Annotated in this window: 25 protein-coding genes; 23 read left to right on the top strand and 2 right to left on the bottom strand. The window is 31.0% G+C overall.

Going from position 1 to position 21,420, the window contains the following annotated elements; all coding sequences use genetic code 11:
• Window positions 1-20: 20 nt before the first annotated feature.
• On the bottom strand, window positions 21-716 hold the full coding sequence (locus tag Q0820_RS04025; protein WP_298485323.1) for a DUF2064 domain-containing protein: 696 nt from the start codon (window positions 714-716) through the stop codon (window positions 21-23).
• A gap of 322 nt (window positions 717-1,038) precedes the next feature.
• On the opposite strand from Q0820_RS04025, the gene Q0820_RS04020 reads away from it, so the two are divergent.
• Window positions 1,039-1,848: a patatin-like phospholipase family protein gene (locus Q0820_RS04020; protein WP_298485321.1), complete on the top strand. Its 810-nt coding sequence runs from the start codon at window positions 1,039-1,041 to the stop codon at window positions 1,846-1,848.
• On the opposite strand, the gene Q0820_RS04015 is transcribed toward Q0820_RS04020, so the two are convergent.
• Entirely contained in the window at window positions 1,817-2,872 is a 1,056-nt protein-coding gene (locus tag Q0820_RS04015) for a ferredoxin--NADP reductase (protein ID WP_298485319.1), read from the bottom strand. The genes Q0820_RS04020 and Q0820_RS04015 overlap by 32 nt on opposite strands.
• A gap of 133 nt (window positions 2,873-3,005) precedes the next feature.
• Between Q0820_RS04015 and Q0820_RS04010 the strand changes: the two genes are divergently transcribed.
• From Q0820_RS04010 to Q0820_RS03910, 22 genes are all read left to right on the top strand, one after another.
• Window positions 3,006-3,344: a PadR family transcriptional regulator gene (locus Q0820_RS04010; RefSeq protein WP_298485317.1), complete on the top strand. Its 339-nt coding sequence runs from the start codon at window positions 3,006-3,008 to the stop codon at window positions 3,342-3,344.
• Between the two features lie 12 nt (window positions 3,345-3,356).
• Window positions 3,357-4,004 carry a hypothetical protein gene (locus tag Q0820_RS04005; protein WP_298485315.1) on the top strand — a complete coding sequence of 216 codons (648 nt, stop codon included), beginning with the start codon at window positions 3,357-3,359 and terminating at the stop codon, window positions 4,002-4,004.
• Window positions 4,001-4,660, top strand: a complete 660-nt coding sequence (locus Q0820_RS04000; RefSeq protein ID WP_298485313.1) for a hypothetical protein — start codon at window positions 4,001-4,003, stop codon at window positions 4,658-4,660. The genes Q0820_RS04005 and Q0820_RS04000 overlap by 4 nt, the downstream gene beginning before the upstream one ends.
• A 2-nt stretch (window positions 4,661-4,662) precedes the next feature.
• Window positions 4,663-5,370 (top strand): hypothetical protein, encoded by a 708-nt coding sequence (locus Q0820_RS03995; protein ID WP_298485311.1) that lies wholly within the window; start codon window positions 4,663-4,665, stop codon window positions 5,368-5,370.
• A 48-nt stretch (window positions 5,371-5,418) separates the two neighbouring features.
• A complete protein-coding gene (locus tag Q0820_RS03990; protein WP_298485309.1) occupies window positions 5,419-5,823 on the top strand; it encodes a DUF2059 domain-containing protein in 405 nt (134 codons plus the stop codon).
• Between the two features lie 185 nt (window positions 5,824-6,008).
• On the top strand, window positions 6,009-8,564 hold the full coding sequence (locus Q0820_RS03985; protein WP_298485308.1) for a tetratricopeptide repeat protein: 2,556 nt from the start codon (window positions 6,009-6,011) through the stop codon (window positions 8,562-8,564).
• A 4-nt stretch (window positions 8,565-8,568) separates the two neighbouring features.
• Complete coding sequence (locus Q0820_RS03980) at window positions 8,569-8,979, top strand: polymer-forming cytoskeletal protein (protein ID WP_298485306.1); 411 nt, start codon at window positions 8,569-8,571, stop codon at window positions 8,977-8,979.
• Window positions 8,960-9,184 carry an AtpZ/AtpI family protein gene (locus Q0820_RS03975; RefSeq protein WP_298485304.1) on the top strand — a complete coding sequence of 75 codons (225 nt, stop codon included), beginning with the start codon at window positions 8,960-8,962 and terminating at the stop codon, window positions 9,182-9,184. The genes Q0820_RS03980 and Q0820_RS03975 overlap by 20 nt, the downstream gene beginning before the upstream one ends.
• Window positions 9,185-9,189: 5 nt before the next feature.
• On the top strand, window positions 9,190-9,567 hold the full coding sequence (locus tag Q0820_RS16955) for a DUF6168 family protein (protein WP_366941645.1): 378 nt from the start codon (window positions 9,190-9,192) through the stop codon (window positions 9,565-9,567).
• A gap of 146 nt (window positions 9,568-9,713) precedes the next feature.
• A complete protein-coding gene (gene atpB / locus Q0820_RS03970) occupies window positions 9,714-10,808 on the top strand; it encodes a F0F1 ATP synthase subunit A (RefSeq protein ID WP_298485303.1) in 1,095 nt (364 codons plus the stop codon).
• 39 nt (window positions 10,809-10,847) lie between these two features.
• The gene (gene atpE, locus Q0820_RS03965; RefSeq protein ID WP_053973883.1) at window positions 10,848-11,036 is read left to right on the top strand and encodes an ATP synthase F0 subunit C; all 189 of its coding nucleotides are present in this window, start codon (window positions 10,848-10,850) and stop codon (window positions 11,034-11,036) included.
• Between the two features lie 93 nt (window positions 11,037-11,129).
• Window positions 11,130-11,627: a F0F1 ATP synthase subunit B gene (locus Q0820_RS03960; RefSeq protein WP_298485297.1), complete on the top strand. Its 498-nt coding sequence runs from the start codon at window positions 11,130-11,132 to the stop codon at window positions 11,625-11,627.
• A 6-nt stretch (window positions 11,628-11,633) separates the two neighbouring features.
• Window positions 11,634-12,173, top strand: coding sequence for an ATP synthase F1 subunit delta (atpH, locus tag Q0820_RS03955; RefSeq protein WP_298485294.1), 540 nt, complete (start codon window positions 11,634-11,636; stop codon window positions 12,171-12,173).
• 46 nt (window positions 12,174-12,219) lie between these two features.
• On the top strand, window positions 12,220-13,800 hold the full coding sequence (gene atpA / locus Q0820_RS03950) for a F0F1 ATP synthase subunit alpha (RefSeq protein WP_298485293.1): 1,581 nt from the start codon (window positions 12,220-12,222) through the stop codon (window positions 13,798-13,800).
• 89 nt (window positions 13,801-13,889) lie between these two features.
• On the top strand, window positions 13,890-14,750 hold the full coding sequence (gene atpG, locus Q0820_RS03945; protein ID WP_298485291.1) for an ATP synthase F1 subunit gamma: 861 nt from the start codon (window positions 13,890-13,892) through the stop codon (window positions 14,748-14,750).
• 107 nt (window positions 14,751-14,857) lie between these two features.
• A complete protein-coding gene (locus Q0820_RS03940; RefSeq protein ID WP_298485290.1) occupies window positions 14,858-16,333 on the top strand; it encodes an oligosaccharide flippase family protein in 1,476 nt (491 codons plus the stop codon).
• A complete protein-coding gene (gene dut / locus Q0820_RS03935) occupies window positions 16,314-16,748 on the top strand; it encodes a dUTP diphosphatase (RefSeq protein ID WP_298485289.1) in 435 nt (144 codons plus the stop codon). The genes Q0820_RS03940 and dut overlap by 20 nt, the downstream gene beginning before the upstream one ends.
• A 37-nt stretch (window positions 16,749-16,785) precedes the next feature.
• A complete protein-coding gene (locus Q0820_RS03930) occupies window positions 16,786-17,103 on the top strand; it encodes a GIY-YIG nuclease family protein (RefSeq protein ID WP_298485287.1) in 318 nt (105 codons plus the stop codon).
• A 66-nt stretch (window positions 17,104-17,169) separates the two neighbouring features.
• On the top strand, window positions 17,170-18,186 hold the full coding sequence (locus Q0820_RS03925) for a sugar phosphate nucleotidyltransferase (protein WP_298485285.1): 1,017 nt from the start codon (window positions 17,170-17,172) through the stop codon (window positions 18,184-18,186).
• Window positions 18,187-18,366: 180 nt separating this feature from the next.
• On the top strand, window positions 18,367-19,332 hold the full coding sequence (locus tag Q0820_RS03920; protein ID WP_298485284.1) for a hypothetical protein: 966 nt from the start codon (window positions 18,367-18,369) through the stop codon (window positions 19,330-19,332).
• A gap of 3 nt (window positions 19,333-19,335) precedes the next feature.
• Window positions 19,336-20,133, top strand: coding sequence for a DUF4292 domain-containing protein (locus tag Q0820_RS03915; RefSeq protein WP_366941644.1), 798 nt, complete (start codon window positions 19,336-19,338; stop codon window positions 20,131-20,133).
• Entirely contained in the window at window positions 20,123-21,358 is a 1,236-nt protein-coding gene (locus Q0820_RS03910) for a peptidoglycan DD-metalloendopeptidase family protein (RefSeq protein ID WP_298485282.1), read from the top strand. Before Q0820_RS03915 ends, Q0820_RS03910 begins: the two co-directional genes overlap by 11 nt.
• Window positions 21,359-21,420: the final 62 nt, after the last annotated feature.

Below are 21,420 nucleotides of genomic sequence, written 5' to 3'. Positions count from 1 at the left end.
ATAGTTATTTATATAAAAGTTTATTGCAATTGTAAGGAAGGGGATCCTTTATTGTAGAAGATTCTTTTGGTAGATGAAATAACTATATTTTGTAAATAGTAGAATATGTTTTTGGCTTCTTGAACAAATTGAAGTAGTAGAATATAAAAACTAGAATTTCTTAAGCTGTATAAAGAAGTTATTGTAAAAACATCTTTTTCGACATCAATATCTTTAAATGTTTTTAGCTTATAGATGGTAATTTTAGATGCATTTGCCCAAGAAAAAACTTCCTTTTGTAAGGAATTTGTTTGCCACGATAAATTTTTAAAAAAGCTAGCGTTAAACTGACTTTTAGATAAACCCATAAGGTAAAAACCACCATCTGCAGACAGCCCTAAAATAGTTTTATTTTCAGAAATTTCTTTAGCCGCTCTAAGTAATTGGCTTGTTGTTAATTGCGGCGTGTCGTTACCAATTGTAATAACATTTTCATATCCTAAATTGTAGACCGATGATATTGCATTGGTAAAACGCTCTCCAAAAGTATTTCCTACTTGTTCTTGTTCTGTAAAATGAAAAAATGGAAGCTTAGACTTAGAAATAGTGTCTAATGTCTTTTTTGTTAAAGCCGAAAACAAAGAAATACCGTTAGCTATTTTTTTGTGCTTTACTTCTTCTATAGAAGATTGCGCAAAAAAAACAATGGCAGTTTGTTTTGAACTTGTAAATGTCATTTCCTTGATTCTAAAGTAAACTTACACAAAAAAAGATGCTTTTACATTGGTCGGCAGCTTCTTTTTTTCATTACAAAAGATAGTTTTTTATTTTTTTAATTAAGAATAAAGAAAAGACTAGTTAGTTTGTTATAGAAAGTATTTTAAACGTATTTCATTATTTAGAATACGGTAAAGAGAGTTGTTTGTTGGGTAAAAAGTTTTTTTGTATTTATTTCTTTAAGCAATAGATACAAAACAAACTACAGGGTTTGTTTTATTTAGAATTATTGGATGTTTTTTAATTATAAAAAGGGTAATTTTAGACAAGAATTATAGTAAAATGGCAAAGACAAATACAGATTTAGGTTCGGTAGGCCTAGTACTTTCTGGAGGAGGCGTTCGTGGGCTTGCGCACATAGGTGTAATTAAAGCTATGAAGGAGTATAATATAAATGCCACTACGGTTTCAGGGAGTAGTGCAGGCGCCTTAGTTGGGGCATTGTATGCAAACGGAAATAGTATAGAAGAAATGTTAGATTTTTTTAAAAGTACACCACTTTTTAAGTATAATTTTTTAACCATGGCCAAGGCTGGGTTTATAGATACTGATAAATATATTTCTCTTTTTAAAAACTACTTTCCAGAAGATTCTTTTGAGGCTTTATCTAAAAAATTATATTTAGTAGCAACTAATTTGCAGAAGGGAGAAGAAACCTATTTTTCAACTGGAGAATTAATACGACCATTATTAGCTTCTTCTGCTTTGCCTCCAGTTTTTAGTCCTGTAGAAATGAATGGTTATTTATATGCAGATGGCGGAATTATGAATAATTTTCCTATTGAACCTGTTAAGAAAAATTCTAACTTTATTATTGGCAGTAATGCCTCAGTAGTTAGTCCTTTAGAAAAAAAAGATTTAACGAATGCAGTTAAACTAGCCGGAAGAGTTACTGGTTTAATGATATATGCATCCTCTAAAGAAAAACTAAAATCTTGTAACGTAGTGGTAGAACCTTTAGAGCTAGAAGAAATAGGTCTTTTAGATAAAAAAGGTATGGACAAAGCCTTTCATATAGGGTATGAACATGCAGTAAAAAAAATAGAAGCGTATTTAGAATCTACACGTCATCAAAATCTACCTTTAGAGTAGGTGTTGTTGGGTGTGCTTGGCAAGTAAGTATTAAACCTTCTTCAATTTCTCCATCGGTTAAAATCTGATTTTTTACCATTTCTGCTTTACCCTCGGTAACACGAGCAATACAGCTACTACAAACACCGCCTTGGCAAGAGTAAGGTGCATCTATATTTTCTTTAAGAACGGCATCTAAAACAATTTCTTTCTTATTCATAGATAATGAAAATTCTTCATCATCTACAAGAACAGTTACCTGTGTTTTTCCATCCGCACTTTCACTTACAGGAAGTTCTTCTTTAATTTCGGTACTGGTAAAAAGCTCAAAATGTATTTTATCTTTAGGAACTTCATTTTCTTCTAGTGTAGCAGTTGCCAAAGTAATTAAAGCCTCTGGACCACAAAGGTAATACCCATCAAAAGAAACTTCTTTATGCTTATTTTTTAGGGCATAGTTTATGGTAGAAACATCAATCCTACCAAAAAGAGAGTTCTCCTCTTTAGTTTGGCTATTGGTAAAATACACAAAGAATCGGTTGGCATATTCTAACTGCAGTTTCATTAAATCGGTATAAAACATGGTTTCTTTATACGACTTGTTTCCGTATACCAAAACAAATGTACTATCTGCATTACTGTTTAAAACAGATTTTGCAATACTCATAATAGGAGTAATACCACTACCAGCAGCAATTGCGGCAATGTTTTTTGCAGAAGATGTAGCATTAAAAACAAAACGACCTTCCGGAGCCATTACTTCTAAAACATCCCCTTCTTTAAGCTTGGTATTGGCATAATCAGAGAATCCGCCAGCATCTACTTTTTTTACACCAATAGTAATAGTCTCACTTTTTGGTGAAGAACTTATGGAGTAAGCTCTACGTAACTCTTTTCCTTTAATTTCTTTTTTTATGGTAATGTATTGTCCTGGTACAAAATGAAAAGTTTGTAAATGTTCTTTAGGAATACTAAAGGTTATTGCTACAGAACTTGGAGTTAAAGGTTTTATGTGTTTTACCGTTAGGGGATAAAAATGAGCCATGCTTTACTATTTAAATAAGAATGCAAAATTAAGCAAAGCAAGTAGGTTACTAAAGTAGAATAGTAAAAATATATACCTAAGTTTATTATGCATAAGAAAATTATGCATATATTTGAGGTAAGAAAATTAATACATGGGTAATTCTAAATTATATAAAGGGAGTTTAAATACTATTATTTTAAAACTGTTAGACGAACAGGGTAAAATGTATGGGTATGAGATTACCCAAAAAGTAAAAGCCCTTACCCAAGGAGAGTTACAAATTACCGAAGGCGCTTTGTACCCTGCTTTACATAAACTAGAAGCCGAAGGTTTGCTAGATGTGGAGGTAGCCAAAGTAGATAATCGTTTACGCAAATATTATAAACTAACAGAAGCAGGAGAAAAAGAAACCGTAAACCGCTTGGCAGAACTAGAAGAATTTATACGTAGTATGCAAAATTTAGTAAATCCTAATTGGAGTATTAATTAAGATGTTTTTAATATGAGGTTGGTTAAACAAGACATACAAAATATAGATGCTTATTTAAAAGAAAAAGGTATTAAGTACATGGATATTCGTTATGAACTTATAGATCACTTGGTATCTGAATACGAGTCTATAGAAAATTACCCAGATTTAGAAAGTTTTTTAAGAAAACGTGTTGCATGGTGTAGAAAAGTAGCAGAAGAAAAAAGAAAATCTATACATTGGGGATATCAAAAGGCATTTTGGACTAGGCTTTTTAGTTTTTTAAAGAAGCCGATGACTTATTTGTTTTTAATATTTTGGGCTGTTTCGTTACATATCTTGGTGAGTTTGCTAAGCCCTAAAGTTTTTAACGCTGTCATTATATCTATTTTTTATTGTGTTCCTATATGTCAAATAGGGTTGTTTTTTTATCAAAGACAATTAGATGGAATAAAGAAAAAGGTGTTGTCATATGATACCTTATTTAATATTTATAGTTTTCCGCATTTGTTTATGTATTTTCTTCCCCTTATAGTTGATTATATGAAATCGGAACCGTATTGGCTTGCGGGCTATTGTACTATTGGGATATTATTAAATGCTACTGCTCTAATAGAAGTTGTTAATAGAAGAAAACTAATACTAAAAGAGTATAAATTTCTTAAAAAATATTTTTCATGAAATTAAGCCAATCTCAAATACAGAATATTGAAAACTACTTAGATAATAAGAAGTTAGAACAAGTAGACCTTAGATATGAGGTACAAGATCATATGATTGTTGGGATAGAGCAATCATTAGCAGAGGGTATTTCTTATAAAGATGCGTTTAACCAGCAAAAAGAGAAATGGAATCCGGAATTGGAAAGTTATTCTTCTTTTTGGTTGGGGTACGCATATGTTGGGCCTAAATTAATGATGAAAAAATGTATTGCGATAATTAAGAAAATATATTTTAAATCAATTCTTTCATCTTTAATAACAACTGGCTTACTATTAGTGTTTTTTAGTTTTATACCAAAGAGTTTTTTTGTTAGTGCAATAGATGTATTTATTGGAGTTGTTTTTTCTTGCCTTTTTTTATTATCTGTCGTCTGGTTTTTTAGTATTAAAACTTCTAATATTAAAACTACCTATCAATATTTTTATAAGATACAAAGTCTAAACATTGGTATATTTATTTTTATGTTCATGGACATGGCATTTAATGAAAAACAATATGTTACACCTGACATGGCTTTTTTAAAACTGTTATTCCCAATATATATGTTAGTTTCCTACCACCATTTATTTAAATTTTACCAAAAACATAATAGAGTTATAAAAAGACTAGCTTAGTAATGCAACTAAATCAAGCACAAATACAACAACTTTATGCTTTTACTAGCAAGCATTTTGTAGAACATTATGATTTGCAAACCGAATTGGTAGACCACATAGCAAACGGTATAGAACAACAACTTTCTGAAAACTCAGATATAACTTTTAAACAAGCTTTAAATAATGAGTTTAGAAAATTTGGCGTTCACGGTTTTGAAGATGTTATTGTTAAAAGAAAAAGAGCAATGTCCTTAAAATACTGGAAAATAATTTTTGGGTTTTTTAAAGACTATTTTAGTTTCCCTAAAATAATTGCCACGCTTTCTGCTATTTTGTTTTTAGGATTGGTTTTTTGGAATATTCCTTTAGAAATAAAAGAAAACTTTTTTTCAGGGATAGGAGCACTAATTATAGTTCTATGGTTGTTTTTTATGATTAGAAATAAAAAACAAAAAAAAGAAACAAAAAAAAGGTGGATGCTAAAGGACCAAATAGATAATATAGGTAACTCATTTAACCTTATTCATTTAATCTTCTTCCCTATTATAAATTCTAACCTTTTAGGTTCCGTTTTAAGATGGCAAGTATTTTATATAGATGTTCTATTAGCTTTTATTATAGTTACAGTAGTGCTTATTAGTTTTATTATTCTTAAAACTATCCCTCAAAAAGCAGAAGAATTATTGACTAAAACCTATCCAGAATATAAATTACTACAAACCTTGTAACAAATTACCCTATTTTTATACTAACAAATAAATTTTTAAACACAAACCATGAAAAAAGTAGTATTAGGTCTTATTTTATTTTTAGCAGTACAGGTACAAGCCCAAGAGAAATCAGCTTTACAAACAAAATCCGAAGAACTTATAAAATTAACGGGGGCAAGTAAAGCTTTTGAAGATGCTATAGCGCAAATAGGAGCAGGTGTTGGCGCAGATAAAAAGGAAGCTTATAAAAAAGAAGCAGACGGTACTCTAGGAGAAATCTATGACCAATTAGGAGCATTATATGCAGAAGAATTTACAGAAGAAGAAATAGATTCTTTAATTAGTTTTTACCATACAGATTTAGGTAAAAAGTTAAGCGTAAAACAATTATTAATTAGTCAAAAAGCAATGATGATTGGACAATCTTGGGGAATGAAGGTTGGCGGGATAGCACAAAAATATGCACAGTAATATTGTTTTTATTTTAGTTTCATAAATTCAATTTTCAACGTACAAGGACTAAGTACTTTTAAAAGTGCTTAGTCCTTTCTTTTTATAGAAGCCTATACATCATAAAAATAAAGTGCATTTTACCGACCAACGGTATAATAATATGGTTGTTTTTTAGTTTAAGTTAGGTACGAATACAGATAATTTTGAAGCTTCAACATAAATTTATAGTTACCGCAATTTTAATTGGACTAGGGTTTAACTCTTGTTCTACTAAAAAAGATGCCTTTTTGAATAGAAATTGGCACGCCTTAAATACCAAGTATAATACCCTATACAATGGTAATATTGCTTTTGAGGAAGGAAGAGAAACTTTGAACACTAATTACCAAGACGATTATTGGGAAATACTACCCATAGAACGTATGGAGGTAAGTGGAGAAATAAAGTTAGACTCAGAAGATAACAATCCAAATTTTATTATTGCCGAAGAAAAAGCTACAAAAGCCATACAAAAACATAGTATGGATATTAAAAATGTAGAGCGCAATCCGCAAACAGATGAGGCTTTTCTACTTTTAGGAAAGGCAAGATATTTTGACGAGCGCTATATTCCTGCTTTAGAAGCTTTTAATTATATACTTAGAAAATACCCAGCTAGTGATAAACTTAGTGAAGCCCGCATTTGGAGAGAAAAAGTAAATATTCGTTTAGAAAATGATGATTTGGCGGTTAAAAACTTAAAAAACTTAATGAAGTATGATAAGTTAAAAGACCAAGAATATGCAGATGCCCGTGCTATGTTAGCGCAAGCATATATTAATTTAAATGCACCAGATACTGCAATTCAGCAATTAAAAATAGCATCGCACTATACTAAAAAGAACCCAGAAAAAGGTCGTTACTACTATATCATAGGACAATTATACAATCAATTAGGTCATAAAGACAGTGCAAACTATGCTTTTGATAAGATTATAGATTTAAACAGAAAATCTCCTAGAGTGTATATGATAAATGCACACCTGCAAAAAATTCAGAATATAGAATTAACAGGAGAAAATGAGGAAGAACTTTTAAAATACCTTACTAAGTTAGAGGAGAATAGAGAAAACAGACCTTTTTTAGATAAAATTTATCGCCAAAAAGCAGAGTATTATTTAGCAACAGAATCGGATAGTTTGGCAATTGTATATTTTAATAAATCGCTTAGAAGAACACAAAACAAGCCTAAATTAAATGCTTTAAACTATGAAAATTTAGCGGAATATAATTTCGATTTAAATTCTTATAAAAATGCAGGAGCTTATTATGATAGTGTACTAACTAACGTACCAGAAAACACTAAAAAATATCGTACTGTAAAAAAGAAGCTAGACAATTTAGAAGATGTTATAAAGTATGAAGATGTTGTACATTATGCAGATAGTGTTATTACAGTTTATGATATGCCTAAAGACAAGCAAATAGCATATTATGGCAACTATATTGAAGAACTAAAGAAAGCCAAAGAAGAAGAAGAAAAAAAGGCAAAGCAAAAATTAACAGATGGTTTTGCAGCGTTTAGCGAAAGTAAAGGGGGCAAGGAAAATAAAGGCAATTTTTATTTTTACAATATTACTAGTTTAGGATATGGTAAGAACGATTTTAAGAATAAATGGGGAACAAGAAAGCTAGAAGATAATTGGCGTTGGAGTAATAAAAACACAACAGTTATAGAGGACAATTCTGGAGATATTGTAGCAAATAATAAAAGCAGCTCTTTAGATCCAACAGAAGAGGAAAAATTTTCGGTAGAGTTTTATCTAAATCAAATTCCAACAGATGTTTCTGTAATAGACAGTCTTAAAACAGGAAGAAATTTTGCAAACTACCAATTAGGATTAATCTATAAAGAAAAATTTAAAGAGAATCTTTTAGCTGCCGGTAAACTAGAGGGGGTGTTAAACTCTAATCCTGAAGAAAGATTAATATTGCCATCTAAATATAATTTGTATAAAATTTATGAAGAAGAAGGTAGCTCTTTAGCAGCATCTATGAAGCAGAATATTATTAGCAATCATGGCGATTCTCGTTATGCAGAAATATTATTAAACCCAGAAGCAGTATTGGCTGGTAATTTAGATAGTCCAGATGTGCGTTATGCAGCATTGTATAAAAAATACCAAAATCAAGAGTTTTTAAAAGTAATAACAGGAGCAGAAGAAAACATTAACAAGTTTACAGGAGACCCTATAGTTCCAAAGTTTGAAATGCTTAAAGCAAATGCTATTGGAAGGTTACAAGGTTTTGTAAACTTTAAAGAAGCTTTAAATTATGTTGCTCTTACTTATCCTAATAACCCTGAAGGAAAAAAGGCAGAGCAAATGATTGCAGAGCATTTACCTAAGTTAGAAGAAAAAGAATTCTCTTCAGAAACAGGCGCTACAGGAAAAGGAAATTGGAAAGTAGTATTCCCTTTTAAAAGAAATAATAATGATGCAGCTCTAGTTTTAAAAGAGCTTTTAGAAAAATCTATAAAAGATTTACGATATAAGAATGTAGTTTCTAAAGATATTTATAACTTAGAAGACCAATTTGTGGTGGTGCATGGTTTTAAATCTAAAGAATTTGCTTTAGGTTATGCAGAGCTATTAAAAAATAATAAAGACTATAAAGTTACTAATGAGAATTTTGTAATTTTATCTTCTAACTATAAAGTAACACAAGTACATAAGAATTTAACAGAGTATAAAAAGTCTCTTTTAACCCCAAAACCCTAAATTAATGTTTTCAGATAAACAAAAACCTAGAACTATGAACGAAGTAGGAGGACAGCCTAACAGAATTGAAAAAAATACTAAAATAAAAGGAGATATTGTATCTGAAGCAGATTTTAGGATAGATGGTAAGTTAGATGGTAATGTAACCACCTCTGGTAAAGTAGTTATTGGTAAAGGAGGTTATATTCACGGTAAAGTAGAATGTGTAAATGCAGATATAGAAGGTAATTTTAACGGAGAACTTTTAGTGTCCGATTTACTTTCCTTAAAAGCATCTGCAGTAATAGAAGGTACTGTTTCTGTGTCTAAATTAGCGGTAGAGCCGGGTGCTACTTTTAACGCTTCTTGTACTATGAAAGGTAAAGGTGGTAGTTTTAATAAACAACAACCAAGCAGTGGAGCAAAAGCCTCGTAAAAAAGATAACGGAGCTTTACGTACAGCAGCAAAACTTTCTGGAATAGGCATTCAAATGGGTGTTACTATTTATTTAGGTAATTTGCTAGGAACTTGGTTGGATCAAAAATTTAATACTACGTTTTTAGAAATTTCAATAACTTTGTTGGCAATATTTTTATCTACTTATATTTTAATAGTTAAAGCCAAGAAACTAAATACCTAAACAAGTTGTTAAAATCGTTCATTCAATATAGTATTGTTTTTACAATACTTTTTTTTGTTGCAAAATATTCGCATTTATATTTTGTACAAGACTCTATTTCTTTTTCTCTCGGAAAAATGTATGTATACCATTATTTATTTTCTTTAGGTATATGTATTCTCTTTGCTTATTTAGCTTTTTCTAATATTTTAGAAAATCAACTAGGTTTAATTTACCTTGGAGCATTGTTTTTAAAAATAATTTTCTTTGTAATTATTTTTAAAAACATAGTGCTTAGTGAAACACCAATCCCAAGAATAGAAAGGGTTCATATGCTACTTCCATTAGCTTTATTTTTATCTGTTGAGGTGTTATTTATTTCAAGAATATTAAGACGTTTGTGACAAATAAAGAATAAAGAAAAAAAGTATTTGATATTTATTTATAATACCTACCTTTGCGCAAAATTTTAAGGGAGTAATTTTTCGAATTGTTTATAATGAATATAGCATCAAAATACTTTAGTAAATTAGCTTTATTAATTATCCTTATGTCCTCATTTCAAGGATTTTCTATTTCTGAAAAAGAAAAAGAAGGGCATTCTCAGGAGGATAACGGACATGTAGATACTAAAGAAGAAATTGGCGATTATATAGCGCATCACCTTAAAGATGCACACGATTTTCACTTATTTTCATATACAAGTGATTCAGGAGAACGCAAGCATGTAGGTTTTTCTTTACCAGTAATTATTTGGTCTAGTAAAGGTTTGGTTTCTTTTATGTCATCAGAATTTCATCATGATGATGCTGGGCATACTATAGTAGACAAGAAAGGGTTAAAATTCACAAAAATACATAGTAAAATTTATGAGTTAGATGCTAATGCAACTGCCGTAAGTTTTGATGAGGAACACCATGCAACTAATGCACATAAAGTTTTAGATTTCTCTATTACAAAAAGTGTTTTTGGAATATTAATAGCAGGTTTGTTAATGTTCTTAGGGTTTTTCTCTTTAGCAAAAGGATATAAGAAAGGTGCTATTCCTACCGGAATAGGACGTGTTTTAGAGCCTCTAGTAATATATGTAAGAGACGAAATTGCAAGACCTAATATTGGAGAGAAAAAATATAAGAAGTTTATGCCTTACTTGCTAACAGTATTCTTCTTTATATGGATATTAAACTTAATAGGATTAACACCATTAGGTTTTAATGTAACAGGACAAATAGCAATAACAGTATGTTTAGCATTATTTACTTTAGTAATATATATGACAAATGGCTCTAAAGATTTTTGGGCGCATACGTTATGGATGCCAGGGGTTCCTTATATTTTAAGACCGGTATTAGCTTTTTTAGAATTAGTAGGATTTATTCTTATTAAACCATTCTCATTATTAGTACGTTTATTTGCAAATATTACGGCAGGGCACTCTGTTGTTATGGGTATTGCGGCACTTATGATTTTGCTAAAAGCGCAGTTTGGAACAGCAGGGGCAACAGGAATATCATTTTTCTTAACCTTATTTTTAATGGTTATAGAGGTTTTAGTAGCTTTTTTACAAGCGTTTATTTTTACAATGCTATCGGCACTTTTTATAGGAATGGCGGTAGAAGAACACGATCATACACATGATCATTAATTTAGGATTTGTTTAATTAATATATAAAAATCAAGTAGTATGTACAATTTAATTGGAGCAGGATTAATCGTAATCGGTGGAGGAATCGGATTAGGTCAAATTGGTGGTAAAGCAATGGAAGGTATTGCTCGTCAGCCAGAGGCTGCTGGTAAAATCCAAACAGCAATGATTATCATCGGAGCATTATTAGAAGGTTTAGCATTCGGTGCTTTACTTTTAGGAAAATAATTCCGAAGAAAGCTAAAAAAGAAACACATTCTGCAACGGTTGGTTGCAGAAGTGTTTTTTTAAAAGATTAAACAAAATTAGAATAGATATAATATGGATATTTTTAACGATTTTTCTATAGGCTTGTTCGCAATGCAGGCTTTTATTTTAATAGTATTAATTTTCTTATTAGGAAAATTTGCTTGGAAGCCAATTCTTAATGCAATAGAAGGTCGCGAAGAAGGTATTAAAGATGCCTTAGAAGCTGCAGAAAATGCTAAGAAAGAAATGCAAAATTTGCAAGCAGATAACGATAGGTTATTAAAAGAAGCTCGTGCAGAAAGAGAAGCTATGCTTAAAGAAGCAAGAGAAATTAAAGATAAAATGATTTCAGACTCTAAAGAACAAGCACAAGTAGAAGGCGATAAAATTATTAAGCAAGCGCAAGCTGCTATAGAAGGGGAGAAAAAAGCAGCATTGGCAGATATTAAAAACCAAGTTGGTAGCCTTTCTGTAGAAATTGCAGAGAAAGTAATCAAAGAGCAGTTATCGGATAAAGACAAGCAACTAAAATTAGTTGAAGGTTTATTAGGAGATATTAAATTGAATTAATAGAAGATGAGCAATTCAAGAGCAGCCGTTCGTTACGCCAAAGCAATTTTAGACCTTGCAGTAGATAATACATCTGTGGATGCAGTGGAAGCAGATATGCGTTCTATAGTTAGTACTATTGCAGAAAGCAAAGAATTGCGAGATTTATTAGAGAGCCCTGTAGTTAGTGGAGAAACTAAGAAAAGTGCATTATTGGCAGTTTTTAGTGGAAGTAACACTATTACAGAAGGAGCTATATCTAATTTAATAGCAAATAAAAGAATCTCTATATTAAATGAGGTTGCTTTAAAATATATAATACTTAATGAGCAGTTAAAAGGTAAAGATGTAGCGTATGTAACTACAGCAGTTCCTTTAACAGCAGATTTAGAAAAGAAAGTATTAGAGAAAGTAACAAAGTTAACGGGTAAAGAAGTTACCTTAGAAAACAAAATTGATGAGAGTATTCTTGGAGGTTTTGTGTTACGTGTAGGCGATTTGCAATATGATGCTAGTATCGCTAATAAATTAAATAATTTACAAAGAGAATTTACAAGTAGTCTATAATATATTTTCGGATTTTTAGAAATCCAGAACCTTATATCTAAAACAAATGGCAGGAGTAAAAGCCGCTGAAGTATCAGCAATTTTAAAGAAACAATTATCAGGATTTGACGCTACAGCTTCATTGGATGAAGTAGGGACAGTATTACAAGTGGGTGATGGTATCGCACGTGTATACGGTTTATCTAATGTACAATACGGAGAACTAGTTGAATTCGAGGGTGGTTTAAAAGGAATCGTTCTTAACTTAGAAGAAGATAACGTTGGTGTAGTACTTTTAAGTCCATCTAGAGACGTTAAAGAAGGGTCTGTTGTTAAACGTACACAAACTATTGCATCTGTAAACGTAGGTGAAGGTATTGTAGGTCGTGTTGTAAATACTTTAGGTCTTCCTATAGATGGTAAAGGACCTATTTCTGGTAAAACGTATGAAATGCCATTAGAGCGTAAAGCTCCTGGAGTTATTTATCGTGAACCTGTTACCGAGCCATTACAAACTGGTATTAAGGCAATTGATGCTATGATTCCTGTAGGTAGAGGACAACGTGAGTTGGTTATTGGTGACCGTCAAACTGGTAAAACTACCGTTTGTATTGATACCATCTTAAATCAAAAAGAATTTTACGATGCTGGGGAACCAGTATATTGTATATATGTTGCAATTGGCCAAAAAGCTTCTACGGTTGCTGCTATTGCACAAACATTAGAAGATAAAGGAGCATTAGCATATACTACTATAGTTGCTGCAAATGCATCTGATCCTGCACCAATGCAGGTTTATGCTCCATTCGCTGGTGCAGCTATTGGAGAGTACTTCCGTGATACTGGTCGTCCTGCATTAATTATATATGATGATTTATCTAAGCAAGCTGTTGCATATAGAGAGGTTTCTTTATTATTAAGAAGACCACCAGGACGTGAGGCATATCCTGGAGATGTATTTTATCTTCACTCTAGATTATTGGAGCGTTCTGCAAAAGTTATTGCAGATGATGATATTGCAAAAGATATGAATGATTTGCCAGATGTTTTAAAACCAATAGTAAAAGGTGGTGGTTCTTTAACTGCATTACCTATTATTGAAACACAGGCGGGTGATGTTTCTGCATATATTCCTACCAATGTAATTTCTATTACAGATGGTCAAATTTTCTTAGAACAAGATTTATTTAACCAAGGGGTTCGTCCAGCAATTAACGTAGGTATATCTGTATCTCGTGTTGGTGGTAATGCACAGATTAAATCTATGAAGAAAGTATCTGGAACATTAAAACTGGATCAAGCACAATTCCGTGAACTAGAAGCGTTCGCTAAATTTGGTTCTGATTTAGATGCTGCTACCTTAAATGTAATTGAAAAAGGTCGTCGTAATGTTGAGATATTAAAGCAAGCGCAAAATGACCCTTTTACTGTAGAAGATCAAGTTGCTATTATCTATGCAGGTTCTAAGAACTTGTTAAGAGATGTTCCTGTAGATAAAGTAAAAGAATTTGAAAGAGATTTTATTGAGTTTTTAAATGCGAAGCATAGAGGTGTTTTAGATACCTTAAAGTCAGGAAAACTTACCGATGAAGTAACAGATACATTGAGTGCTGTTTGTAAAGAAATGTCGGCTAAATATAAAAACTAGTACTGAGTTTTAAGTACAAAGTATTGAGTACAAAATAATTTAGATAGTAGCTAAACTACTTTGTGTTCATTACTTAATACTAACAAAATATGGCAAACTTAAAAGAAATACGTAATAGAATAGCATCGGTATCTTCTACCATGCAAATTACTAGTGCCATGAAAATGGTGTCTGCAGCAAAGCTAAAAAAAGCACAGGATGCTATAACAGCAATGCGTCCTTATGCAGATAAACTTACAGAGCTTTTACAAAGTTTAAGTGCAAGTTTAGATGCGGATTCTGTAAGTACCTATGCAGATAATAGAGATGTTAACAAGGTGTTGGTTGTAGCCATTACATCTAACAGAGGTTTATGTGGTGCTTTTAATACTAATGTTCTTAAGCAATGTTTCTCTTTATTGGAGAATACCTACGCTGGAAAGCAAGTAGATTTTATCGCAATAGGGAAAAAGTCTAATGACATTCTTTCTAAGAAACATAATGTAATTGCAAATCATAGTACTGTTTTTGATGATTTAACTTTTAATAATGTAGCTGCAATAGCAGAAGAGTTAATGCTTCTTTTCACAGAAGGGAAATATGATAAAATTGAAATCGTTTATAACAAATTTAAAAATGCTGCAACGCAAATTGTTATGACCGAGCAATTTTTACCAATTGTACCAATAGAAGGAGAGTCTAATTCAAATGTAGATTATATTTTTGAACCTTCTAAACTAGAGATAGTTGAGGAGCTTATACCAAAGTCCTTAAAAACACAATTGTTTAAAGGTATTCGTGATTCTTTTGCTAGTGAACATGGCGCTCGTATGACTGCTATGCATAAAGCAACAGATAACGCTACAGAATTAAGAGATCAATTAAAACTTACCTATAATAAAGCAAGACAAGCTGCAATTACTAATGAAATATTAGAAATTGTTGGTGGTGCAGAAGCATTAAATAATTAGAATTATAGCATATAATTATTTTATAAAATAGAAAGCTCTACTTTTAAGTAGAGCTTTTTTGTTGCCTAAGTTTAAATACCTATTTTTAAACTCTAATTTCTAGACTATTGAACCCGTTAAAAAAACTTTTTAAGCAGACTTTTGTATATGGTCTTGCTACGGTATTGCCTAGAATGCTCTCCTTTATTTTAGTGCCTTTATATACTTCGGTAATGGCACCTGGTTTATATGGTAAAGTAAGTGTAATATTTGCTTGGTTTGCAATTTTTAATGTGGTTTTAGCTTACGGTATGGAAACTGCTTTTTTTAGGTTTTATAGTAAATCTAATGAAAAAAATACAGTAGTATCTACCTCTTTAATTTCTATAGTAATAACAACTGCTGTATTTGTTTGTATTACTTTTTTGTTTTTTGGCTCTTTATCTCAAATCTTAGAAATAGACAAAAAATACTTAGGATACGTAATTAGTATTTTAGCATTAGATGCAATAGTTGTAATTCCGTTTGCTTGGTTACGAGCAAATGAGAAACCTATGAAATATGCAATTATTAAGATTTTAAATGTAGGTATTAATCTTGGTCTTAATGTTTTCTTTTTACTATTGCTCCCAAAGCTTGTTACTGAAAATTCAGAAGGTATTTTATCTACTCTATATAAATCAAATTTTCAGATTTCATATATTTTTATTTCCAATGTTATAGCAAGTGGAATTACCTTTTTACTGATGAGTGAATTGTATAGAAAAACAAAATGGGTTTTTGATAAAGTACTATGGAATTCTATGATGAAATATGCAATGCCAGTTATGGTAGCCGGAATTGCTTTTAGTATAAATGAAGTGTTTGATCGTGTTTTATTAGAAAAATTACTACCTGAAGATGTATCAGAAGCTAAAGTAGGAATGTATTCGGCATGTTATAAAATAGCATTGTTTATGACTCTTTTTGCAACAGCATTTCGCATGGGAATAGAACCATTTTTCTTTAGCCACTCTACCTCAGAAAACCCACAAAAAGCCTATGCCCAAATTACCAATTATTTTGTGATTTTAGGAAGTGTAATTTTATTGTCTGTAGTAGTTTATGCAGATGTTCTAAAAACTATTATTGTACGTGACCCCGCGTATTGGGAAGCAATGTCTATTGTACCAATTATTGTACTTGCTAGTTTCTTTTTAGGAATATACCACAACTTATCTGTTTGGTATAAAGTAACGGATCGTACAAAATTTGGTGCTTACATATCTATAATCGGTGCAATTTTAACTATTGTTATTAATATAGTTTTTATAAAATATTTTGAATATATGGCTTCTGCAGTAGCAACCTTAGTTGCTTATGGTACTATGATGTTTCTTTCGTTTTATTTTGGAAGAAAATATTACCCTATTCCCTATAACTTTAGAAAAATAGGATTTTATTTAGTACTATCTATTAGCTTTTCTGCAATTGCTTTTTATGGGTTTAATAGAAACTTAATTGTTGGAAATATACTTTTAGCTATATTTTTAGTACTACTATATAAATTAGAAAATGATAACCTTAGAAAGGTATTTTTAAAAAATGGAAATAAAAATAATTAATAAATCGTCTCACGATTTACCACATTACGAAACTGGCGCATCTGCTGGTATGGATTTAAGAGCTAATATTCAAGAAGCTATTACATTAGAACCAATGGGAAGAACTATTGTAAAAACAGGATTATTTATAGAGCTTCCTGTTGGTTTTGAAGCACAAGTAAGACCAAGAAGTGGCTTAGCTGCTAAAAAAGGCATTACCGTGCTTAATGCACCTGGTACTGTAGATGCAGATTACCGTGGAGAAATAGGAGTAATATTAGTTAATTTATCTAACGACGCATTTGTAATAGAAAACGGAGAGCGTATTGCACAATTGGTAATAGCTAAACACGAAAGAGCAGAGTGGGTTTCTGTTAATGAGTTATCTACAACAGCTAGAGGCGAAGGCGGATTTGGTAGCACTGGCGTAAAATAAATTCCTGCGAAGGCAGGAATCTCTATACAGATAATAAATGAATCATTGGTATGTATATATAATGACAAACAAGCCTAATGGAGTATTATACATAGGAGTAACAGATAATATTGAAGAACGAGTAAAAGAACATAAAATAAAAGCCTATCCTAAATCGTTTACAGCAAAGTACAATTGTGATAAATTAATTTATTTTGAGGAGTTTCATAGTGGAACTGATGCAGTAAAAAGAGAAAGACAATTCAAAAAGTGGAAAAGGGATTGGAAGATTAATTTAATTAAAGAGATGAATCCAAGTTGGTCGGATATTAGTATCAATTGGAATTTAAAATATAATAATTTAAGAAACATATAAAAGATTTCTGCCTGCGCAGGAGTTAAGTTTAACCATTAAAAGATACCCGCCAAAGCGGGCAATAGTATGAAAATAATAGTTCCAATGGCGGGTAGAGGCTCGCGACTAAGACCACATTCTTTAACCGTTCCCAAACCATTAATTCCGGTTGCAGGAAAACCAATAGTGCATCGTTTAGTGAGTGATATTGCTAAAGTTTTAAAACAACCAATTGAAGAAATTGCTTTTGTTTTAGGTGATCCAGCTTGGTTTGGGGATGATGTAATTGCTAGTTTAAAAGAACTAGCAGAAAGCTTAGGAGCAAAAGCATCTATCTACAGGCAAGATAAACCATTAGGAACAGGACATGCAATTATGTGTGCAGAACCTTCTTTATCTGGCCCAGCAGTAATTGCGTATGCAGATACTTTAATTAGAGCAGAGTTTGATTTAGACCCAACAGCAGATAGTGTTATTTGGACTAAGAAAGTAGAAAACCCAGAAGCATATGGCGTTGTTAAACTTAATGATAAAAATGAAATTGTAGAGCTTGTAGAAAAGCCAGAATCTTTTGTTAGTGACCAAGCAGTAATTGGTATATACTACTTTAAAGATGTTGCAGTTTTAAAAGGAAAATTACAAGAAATTTTAGATGAGAATATTATGAACGGCGGAGAATACCAAATTAATGATGGTATTAAACGTATGATGGCTGATGGGAAGATTTTTAAAACAGGTACTGTTGATGAATGGATGGATTGTGGTAATAAAAAAATTACGATAGAAACTAACCAAAGAATGTTAGGCTTTTTAGAGGCAGACGGAGAAGAATTAATCTCTAACTCTGTACAATTAGAAAACGCAAATATTATAGAACCTTGTTATATAGGCAAAAATGTAGTTTTAAAAGACACCACAGTTGGGCCTTTTGTTTCTATTGGAGACAATTCTGTAATAGAAAACTCTACAATTAAAAATAGTTTAATACAAACAAACACTACAATTACAAATGCAAATTTAGATAATGCTATGATTGGCAACCACGCTAAATTTAATGGTAATTTTGAAAGTATTAGTATCGGAGATTATTCTGTCTTGGAATAGTTTTTGCAGTTTAAATCCCATCTAAATATTTTAAGATGGGATTTAATTTTTTTTTCTGTTTTTTAGTTCCTGTTAATTCCTTGTTATAGTAAGCCCATCTTTTTAGAAATATTCAAGTTTTATACTAATTTAGTAGCTTACAAGGATTACAAACTCTTCTCTTGGCTAAAGAACATTTCAATGGAAATTAGAAATATATTTAAAGTAGTATCTTATTTAGGGTGTTTTTTTACACTCTTGTTGGGGAATAATACTGCTATAGCTCAAGAAGATAAAATAGACATTGAAGAAAGTGCAGCTGTTTTTCTAGAAGCCTATTCAGATGATTTTCAAGAAGAATTTTTTGAAGGATTAAAGCAAAAAGGGATAGAAAACTATGATAAAGCAATTAACCACTTTCTAAAATGCAAGTCTAAAGAGCCTAATAATACAGTTGTGAGCCATGAGCTGGCAAAAGTTTATTTGTTAGATAAACAATACATAAATGCTAAAAATTATGCATTAGAAGCGTTAAATAACGAACCAGAGAATATGTGGTATCTAAATACGCTAGTTAAAGCCTTACAATTACAGGGAAATTCTTTAAATAATATTACTAAAGAGGTTCCATATAGTAATTTAAAACTTAGAGAAAACTTAAGTTATATTTATTATAAGCAGACAAATTATAAGGAAGCATTAACGGTTTTAGAAGAACTAAAAAGAACAGATAAGACACAAGTATTATATTCTAAAATTAAAGACGCTTTAAAAAAACAAGAATCAGAAATAACAACAGTTTCCTATTCTACTTCTAATACGATTACTAAAACTTCAAATAATAGAGACAACGCTCCGCAATCCTATAAAACAAGACTTCAGGGTTTAATACGTATAGAAGCTTATGCATTGGTAAAGCAAATTTCTAAAGAAGCGCTAGAACAATATCCTTTACAGCCTTATTTTTACTACGCACAAGGGTTAGCTTTAAATCAAAACAAAAAATATAGAGAAGCCCTTACTACGTTAGAAGCTTCTTTAGATTATTTAATAGAGGATATTTCATTAGCAAACAAAATTTATAAAGAAATGGCAAATGCCTATACAGGATTACACCAAACTTCTAGAGCAAATATGTATCTTCGTAAGATAAAACCTGGTTTTTAAAGTATGATGCATTCCACAAAACAATTCATTAAATATGCTATATTAAGTATTGGTTTTCTATTAGTTTTTTCATGTAAAACCAATAAAATAGTTATAGATGGTGGTATAAATGAAAACCTTTCTGCTAAGGCTATTATAAAAACACACTACCAAAACCATTTAGATTTTAAAACGTTAAGTGGAAAAGTAAAAATTAACTATTCAGACGGGGAATCTTCCCAAGGAGTATCGGTTAGTTTGCGTATGCAAAAAGACAAGGCCATTTGGATGAGTGCTCCATTAGGCATGGTAAAAGTATACATTACACCAAATAGAGTATCTTTCTATAACAAATTGCAGAATGAGTATTTTGATGGAAATTTTTCTTATTTAAGCAACTTATTGGGAACCGAATTAAATTTTGAAAAAGTACAAGATTTACTCCTTGGACAAGCAATTTTTGATTTGCGTAAGGAAAAATACAATGCTTCTATAGCAGATAAAAACTACCAGTTAAAACCACGTAAAGCAGGAGAATTATTTAAAACCCTTTTTACAATAGAACCCACTAATTTTAAAATAGCTACGCAACAACTCTCACAACCTTTAAAGAAAAGAGTTTTAGAGATTGATTATAAAAATTATCAAAAAATAGAAAATAAGGTGTTTCCAAATACGGTGGTTATTACTGCAATAGATAAGGAAATAACCAATACTATAAATTTAGAATATAGGAATATGGAGTTTAATAGAAACCTGAATTTTCCATATAAAATACCAAAAGGTTTTGATGAGATTGTATTAAAGAATAATGGAAAATAAATTCTTTTTAAAACTAATTTTAGTTGTTATTATAACTGTTAGTTCAGTTACCATAACTTATGGGCAAACTAATGAACAAAAATCTTTAGAAGCAAAAAGAGAAAAACTACAAAAAGAGATATTAGATATAAATAGATTGCTTTTTGCAGAGAAAAAAGAAAAAGGGAATGTCTTGGATCAGATGGAAGCTTTGGATAAAAAAATAAGCGTTCGCCAGCAACTAATACGTGTTACAAACCAACAATCTAATTTATTAAACCGAAAGATTAACGCTAATATTAGAAGCATTTCTAAACTAAATAAAGAATTAAAAGAGGTTAAGGATGCTTATGCTTCAATGATTCAGAAGTCCTATCAAAATAAATCCCAACAAAGTAGATTATTGTTTTTATTGTCTTCTACTAATTTTTATCAAGCTTTTAAGCGTTTACAGTATATGCAACAGTATACAGAATACCGTAAAGAACAAGGGCTGCAAATAGCTGCTAAAACAGAAGAATTGGCATTACTTAATAAAGACCTAAATGAAGAGCGAAAGGTAAAAGAAGTTTTAATTGCCCAAAACAGAAAAGCTAAAAACAAACTTTTTGGAGAAATAAAAGCGCAAAAAGAACTTCTTAGTAGTATTAGAAAAAATGAAAGCAAGTATACTAGTGTTATAAATAAGAAGAAAAAAGAAGCTCGTAAGATTGATAAACAAATAGAAAGTTTAATACGTAAAGCCATTGTTGCGTCTAATAAAAAAATAGGAAAAAAAGCAAAGAGCTCTTCTGCTAAATTTTTACTAACACCAGAAGCAACTACGGTTGCTAATAATTTTTCTGCGAATAAAGGAAAACTTATTTGGCCTGTAGAGAAAGGAATTAAAAGTCAAGGTTTTGGAATTTATAAAGATGCAGTATACCCTGGTATAAAACACCAAAGTAATGGTGTAATTATAGCTACAGATGAAGGGGCTAAAGCAAGGTCTATTTTTGAAGGAGAAGTTATTGCAATACTTGCGGTTCCTGGTGGTAATAAAGGAGTACAAATAAAACACGGTAATTTTATAAGTACGTATTATAATTTGTCGGAATTATATGTGAAAAAGGGCGATAAGGTAACTGCAAAACAAGAACTTGGCAGTATTTACACCAATCGGTCAAATGGGCAAACACGCCTTAAATTTTACCTATATCAAGATACCGCTAGGTTAAACCCAGAGGAGTGGGTGTATCAATTATAAGTTTCTTTATTTCGTAATTTTTATTTTCTTTTTACGACTACCTAATTCCTAAAGTAAAGTAT

The organism is uncultured Maribacter sp., from assembly GCF_947495965.1.
GTDB lineage: Bacteria > Bacteroidota > Bacteroidia > Flavobacteriales > Flavobacteriaceae > Maribacter_B.
The sequence above is the reverse complement of the archived record's forward strand: the minus strand, read 5'-3'. Positions and strand labels throughout refer to the sequence as shown.

Excerpts from the sequence above, each read along its gene's own strand:
- Q0820_RS04025 (WP_298485323.1), bottom strand. The coding sequence starts at position 716 with ATGACATTTACAAGTTCAAAACAAACTGCCATTGTTTTTTTTGCGCAA.
- Q0820_RS04020 (WP_298485321.1), top strand. The coding sequence starts at position 1,039 with ATGGCAAAGACAAATACAGATTTAGGTTCGGTAGGCCTAGTACTTTCT.
- Q0820_RS04015 (WP_298485319.1), bottom strand. The coding sequence starts at position 2,872 with ATGGCTCATTTTTATCCCCTAACGGTAAAACACATAAAACCTTTAACT.
- Q0820_RS04010 (WP_298485317.1), top strand. The coding sequence starts at position 3,006 with ATGGGTAATTCTAAATTATATAAAGGGAGTTTAAATACTATTATTTTA.
- Q0820_RS04005 (WP_298485315.1), top strand. The coding sequence starts at position 3,357 with ATGAGGTTGGTTAAACAAGACATACAAAATATAGATGCTTATTTAAAA.
- Q0820_RS04000 (WP_298485313.1), top strand. The coding sequence starts at position 4,001 with ATGAAATTAAGCCAATCTCAAATACAGAATATTGAAAACTACTTAGAT.
- Q0820_RS03995 (WP_298485311.1), top strand. The coding sequence starts at position 4,663 with ATGCAACTAAATCAAGCACAAATACAACAACTTTATGCTTTTACTAGC.
- Q0820_RS03990 (WP_298485309.1), top strand. The coding sequence starts at position 5,419 with ATGAAAAAAGTAGTATTAGGTCTTATTTTATTTTTAGCAGTACAGGTA.
- Q0820_RS03980 (WP_298485306.1), top strand. The coding sequence starts at position 8,569 with ATGTTTTCAGATAAACAAAAACCTAGAACTATGAACGAAGTAGGAGGA.
- atpB (WP_298485303.1), top strand. The coding sequence starts at position 9,714 with ATGTCCTCATTTCAAGGATTTTCTATTTCTGAAAAAGAAAAAGAAGGG.
- atpE (WP_053973883.1), top strand. The coding sequence starts at position 10,848 with ATGTACAATTTAATTGGAGCAGGATTAATCGTAATCGGTGGAGGAATC.
- Q0820_RS03960 (WP_298485297.1), top strand. The coding sequence starts at position 11,130 with ATGGATATTTTTAACGATTTTTCTATAGGCTTGTTCGCAATGCAGGCT.
- atpH (WP_298485294.1), top strand. The coding sequence starts at position 11,634 with ATGAGCAATTCAAGAGCAGCCGTTCGTTACGCCAAAGCAATTTTAGAC.
- atpA (WP_298485293.1), top strand. The coding sequence starts at position 12,220 with ATGGCAGGAGTAAAAGCCGCTGAAGTATCAGCAATTTTAAAGAAACAA.
- atpG (WP_298485291.1), top strand. The coding sequence starts at position 13,890 with ATGGCAAACTTAAAAGAAATACGTAATAGAATAGCATCGGTATCTTCT.
- dut (WP_298485289.1), top strand. The coding sequence starts at position 16,314 with ATGGAAATAAAAATAATTAATAAATCGTCTCACGATTTACCACATTAC.
- Q0820_RS03930 (WP_298485287.1), top strand. The coding sequence starts at position 16,786 with ATGAATCATTGGTATGTATATATAATGACAAACAAGCCTAATGGAGTA.
- Q0820_RS03925 (WP_298485285.1), top strand. The coding sequence starts at position 17,170 with ATGAAAATAATAGTTCCAATGGCGGGTAGAGGCTCGCGACTAAGACCA.
- Q0820_RS03920 (WP_298485284.1), top strand. The coding sequence starts at position 18,367 with ATGGAAATTAGAAATATATTTAAAGTAGTATCTTATTTAGGGTGTTTT.
- Q0820_RS03915 (WP_366941644.1), top strand. The coding sequence starts at position 19,336 with ATGATGCATTCCACAAAACAATTCATTAAATATGCTATATTAAGTATT.
- Q0820_RS03910 (WP_298485282.1), top strand. The coding sequence starts at position 20,123 with ATGGAAAATAAATTCTTTTTAAAACTAATTTTAGTTGTTATTATAACT.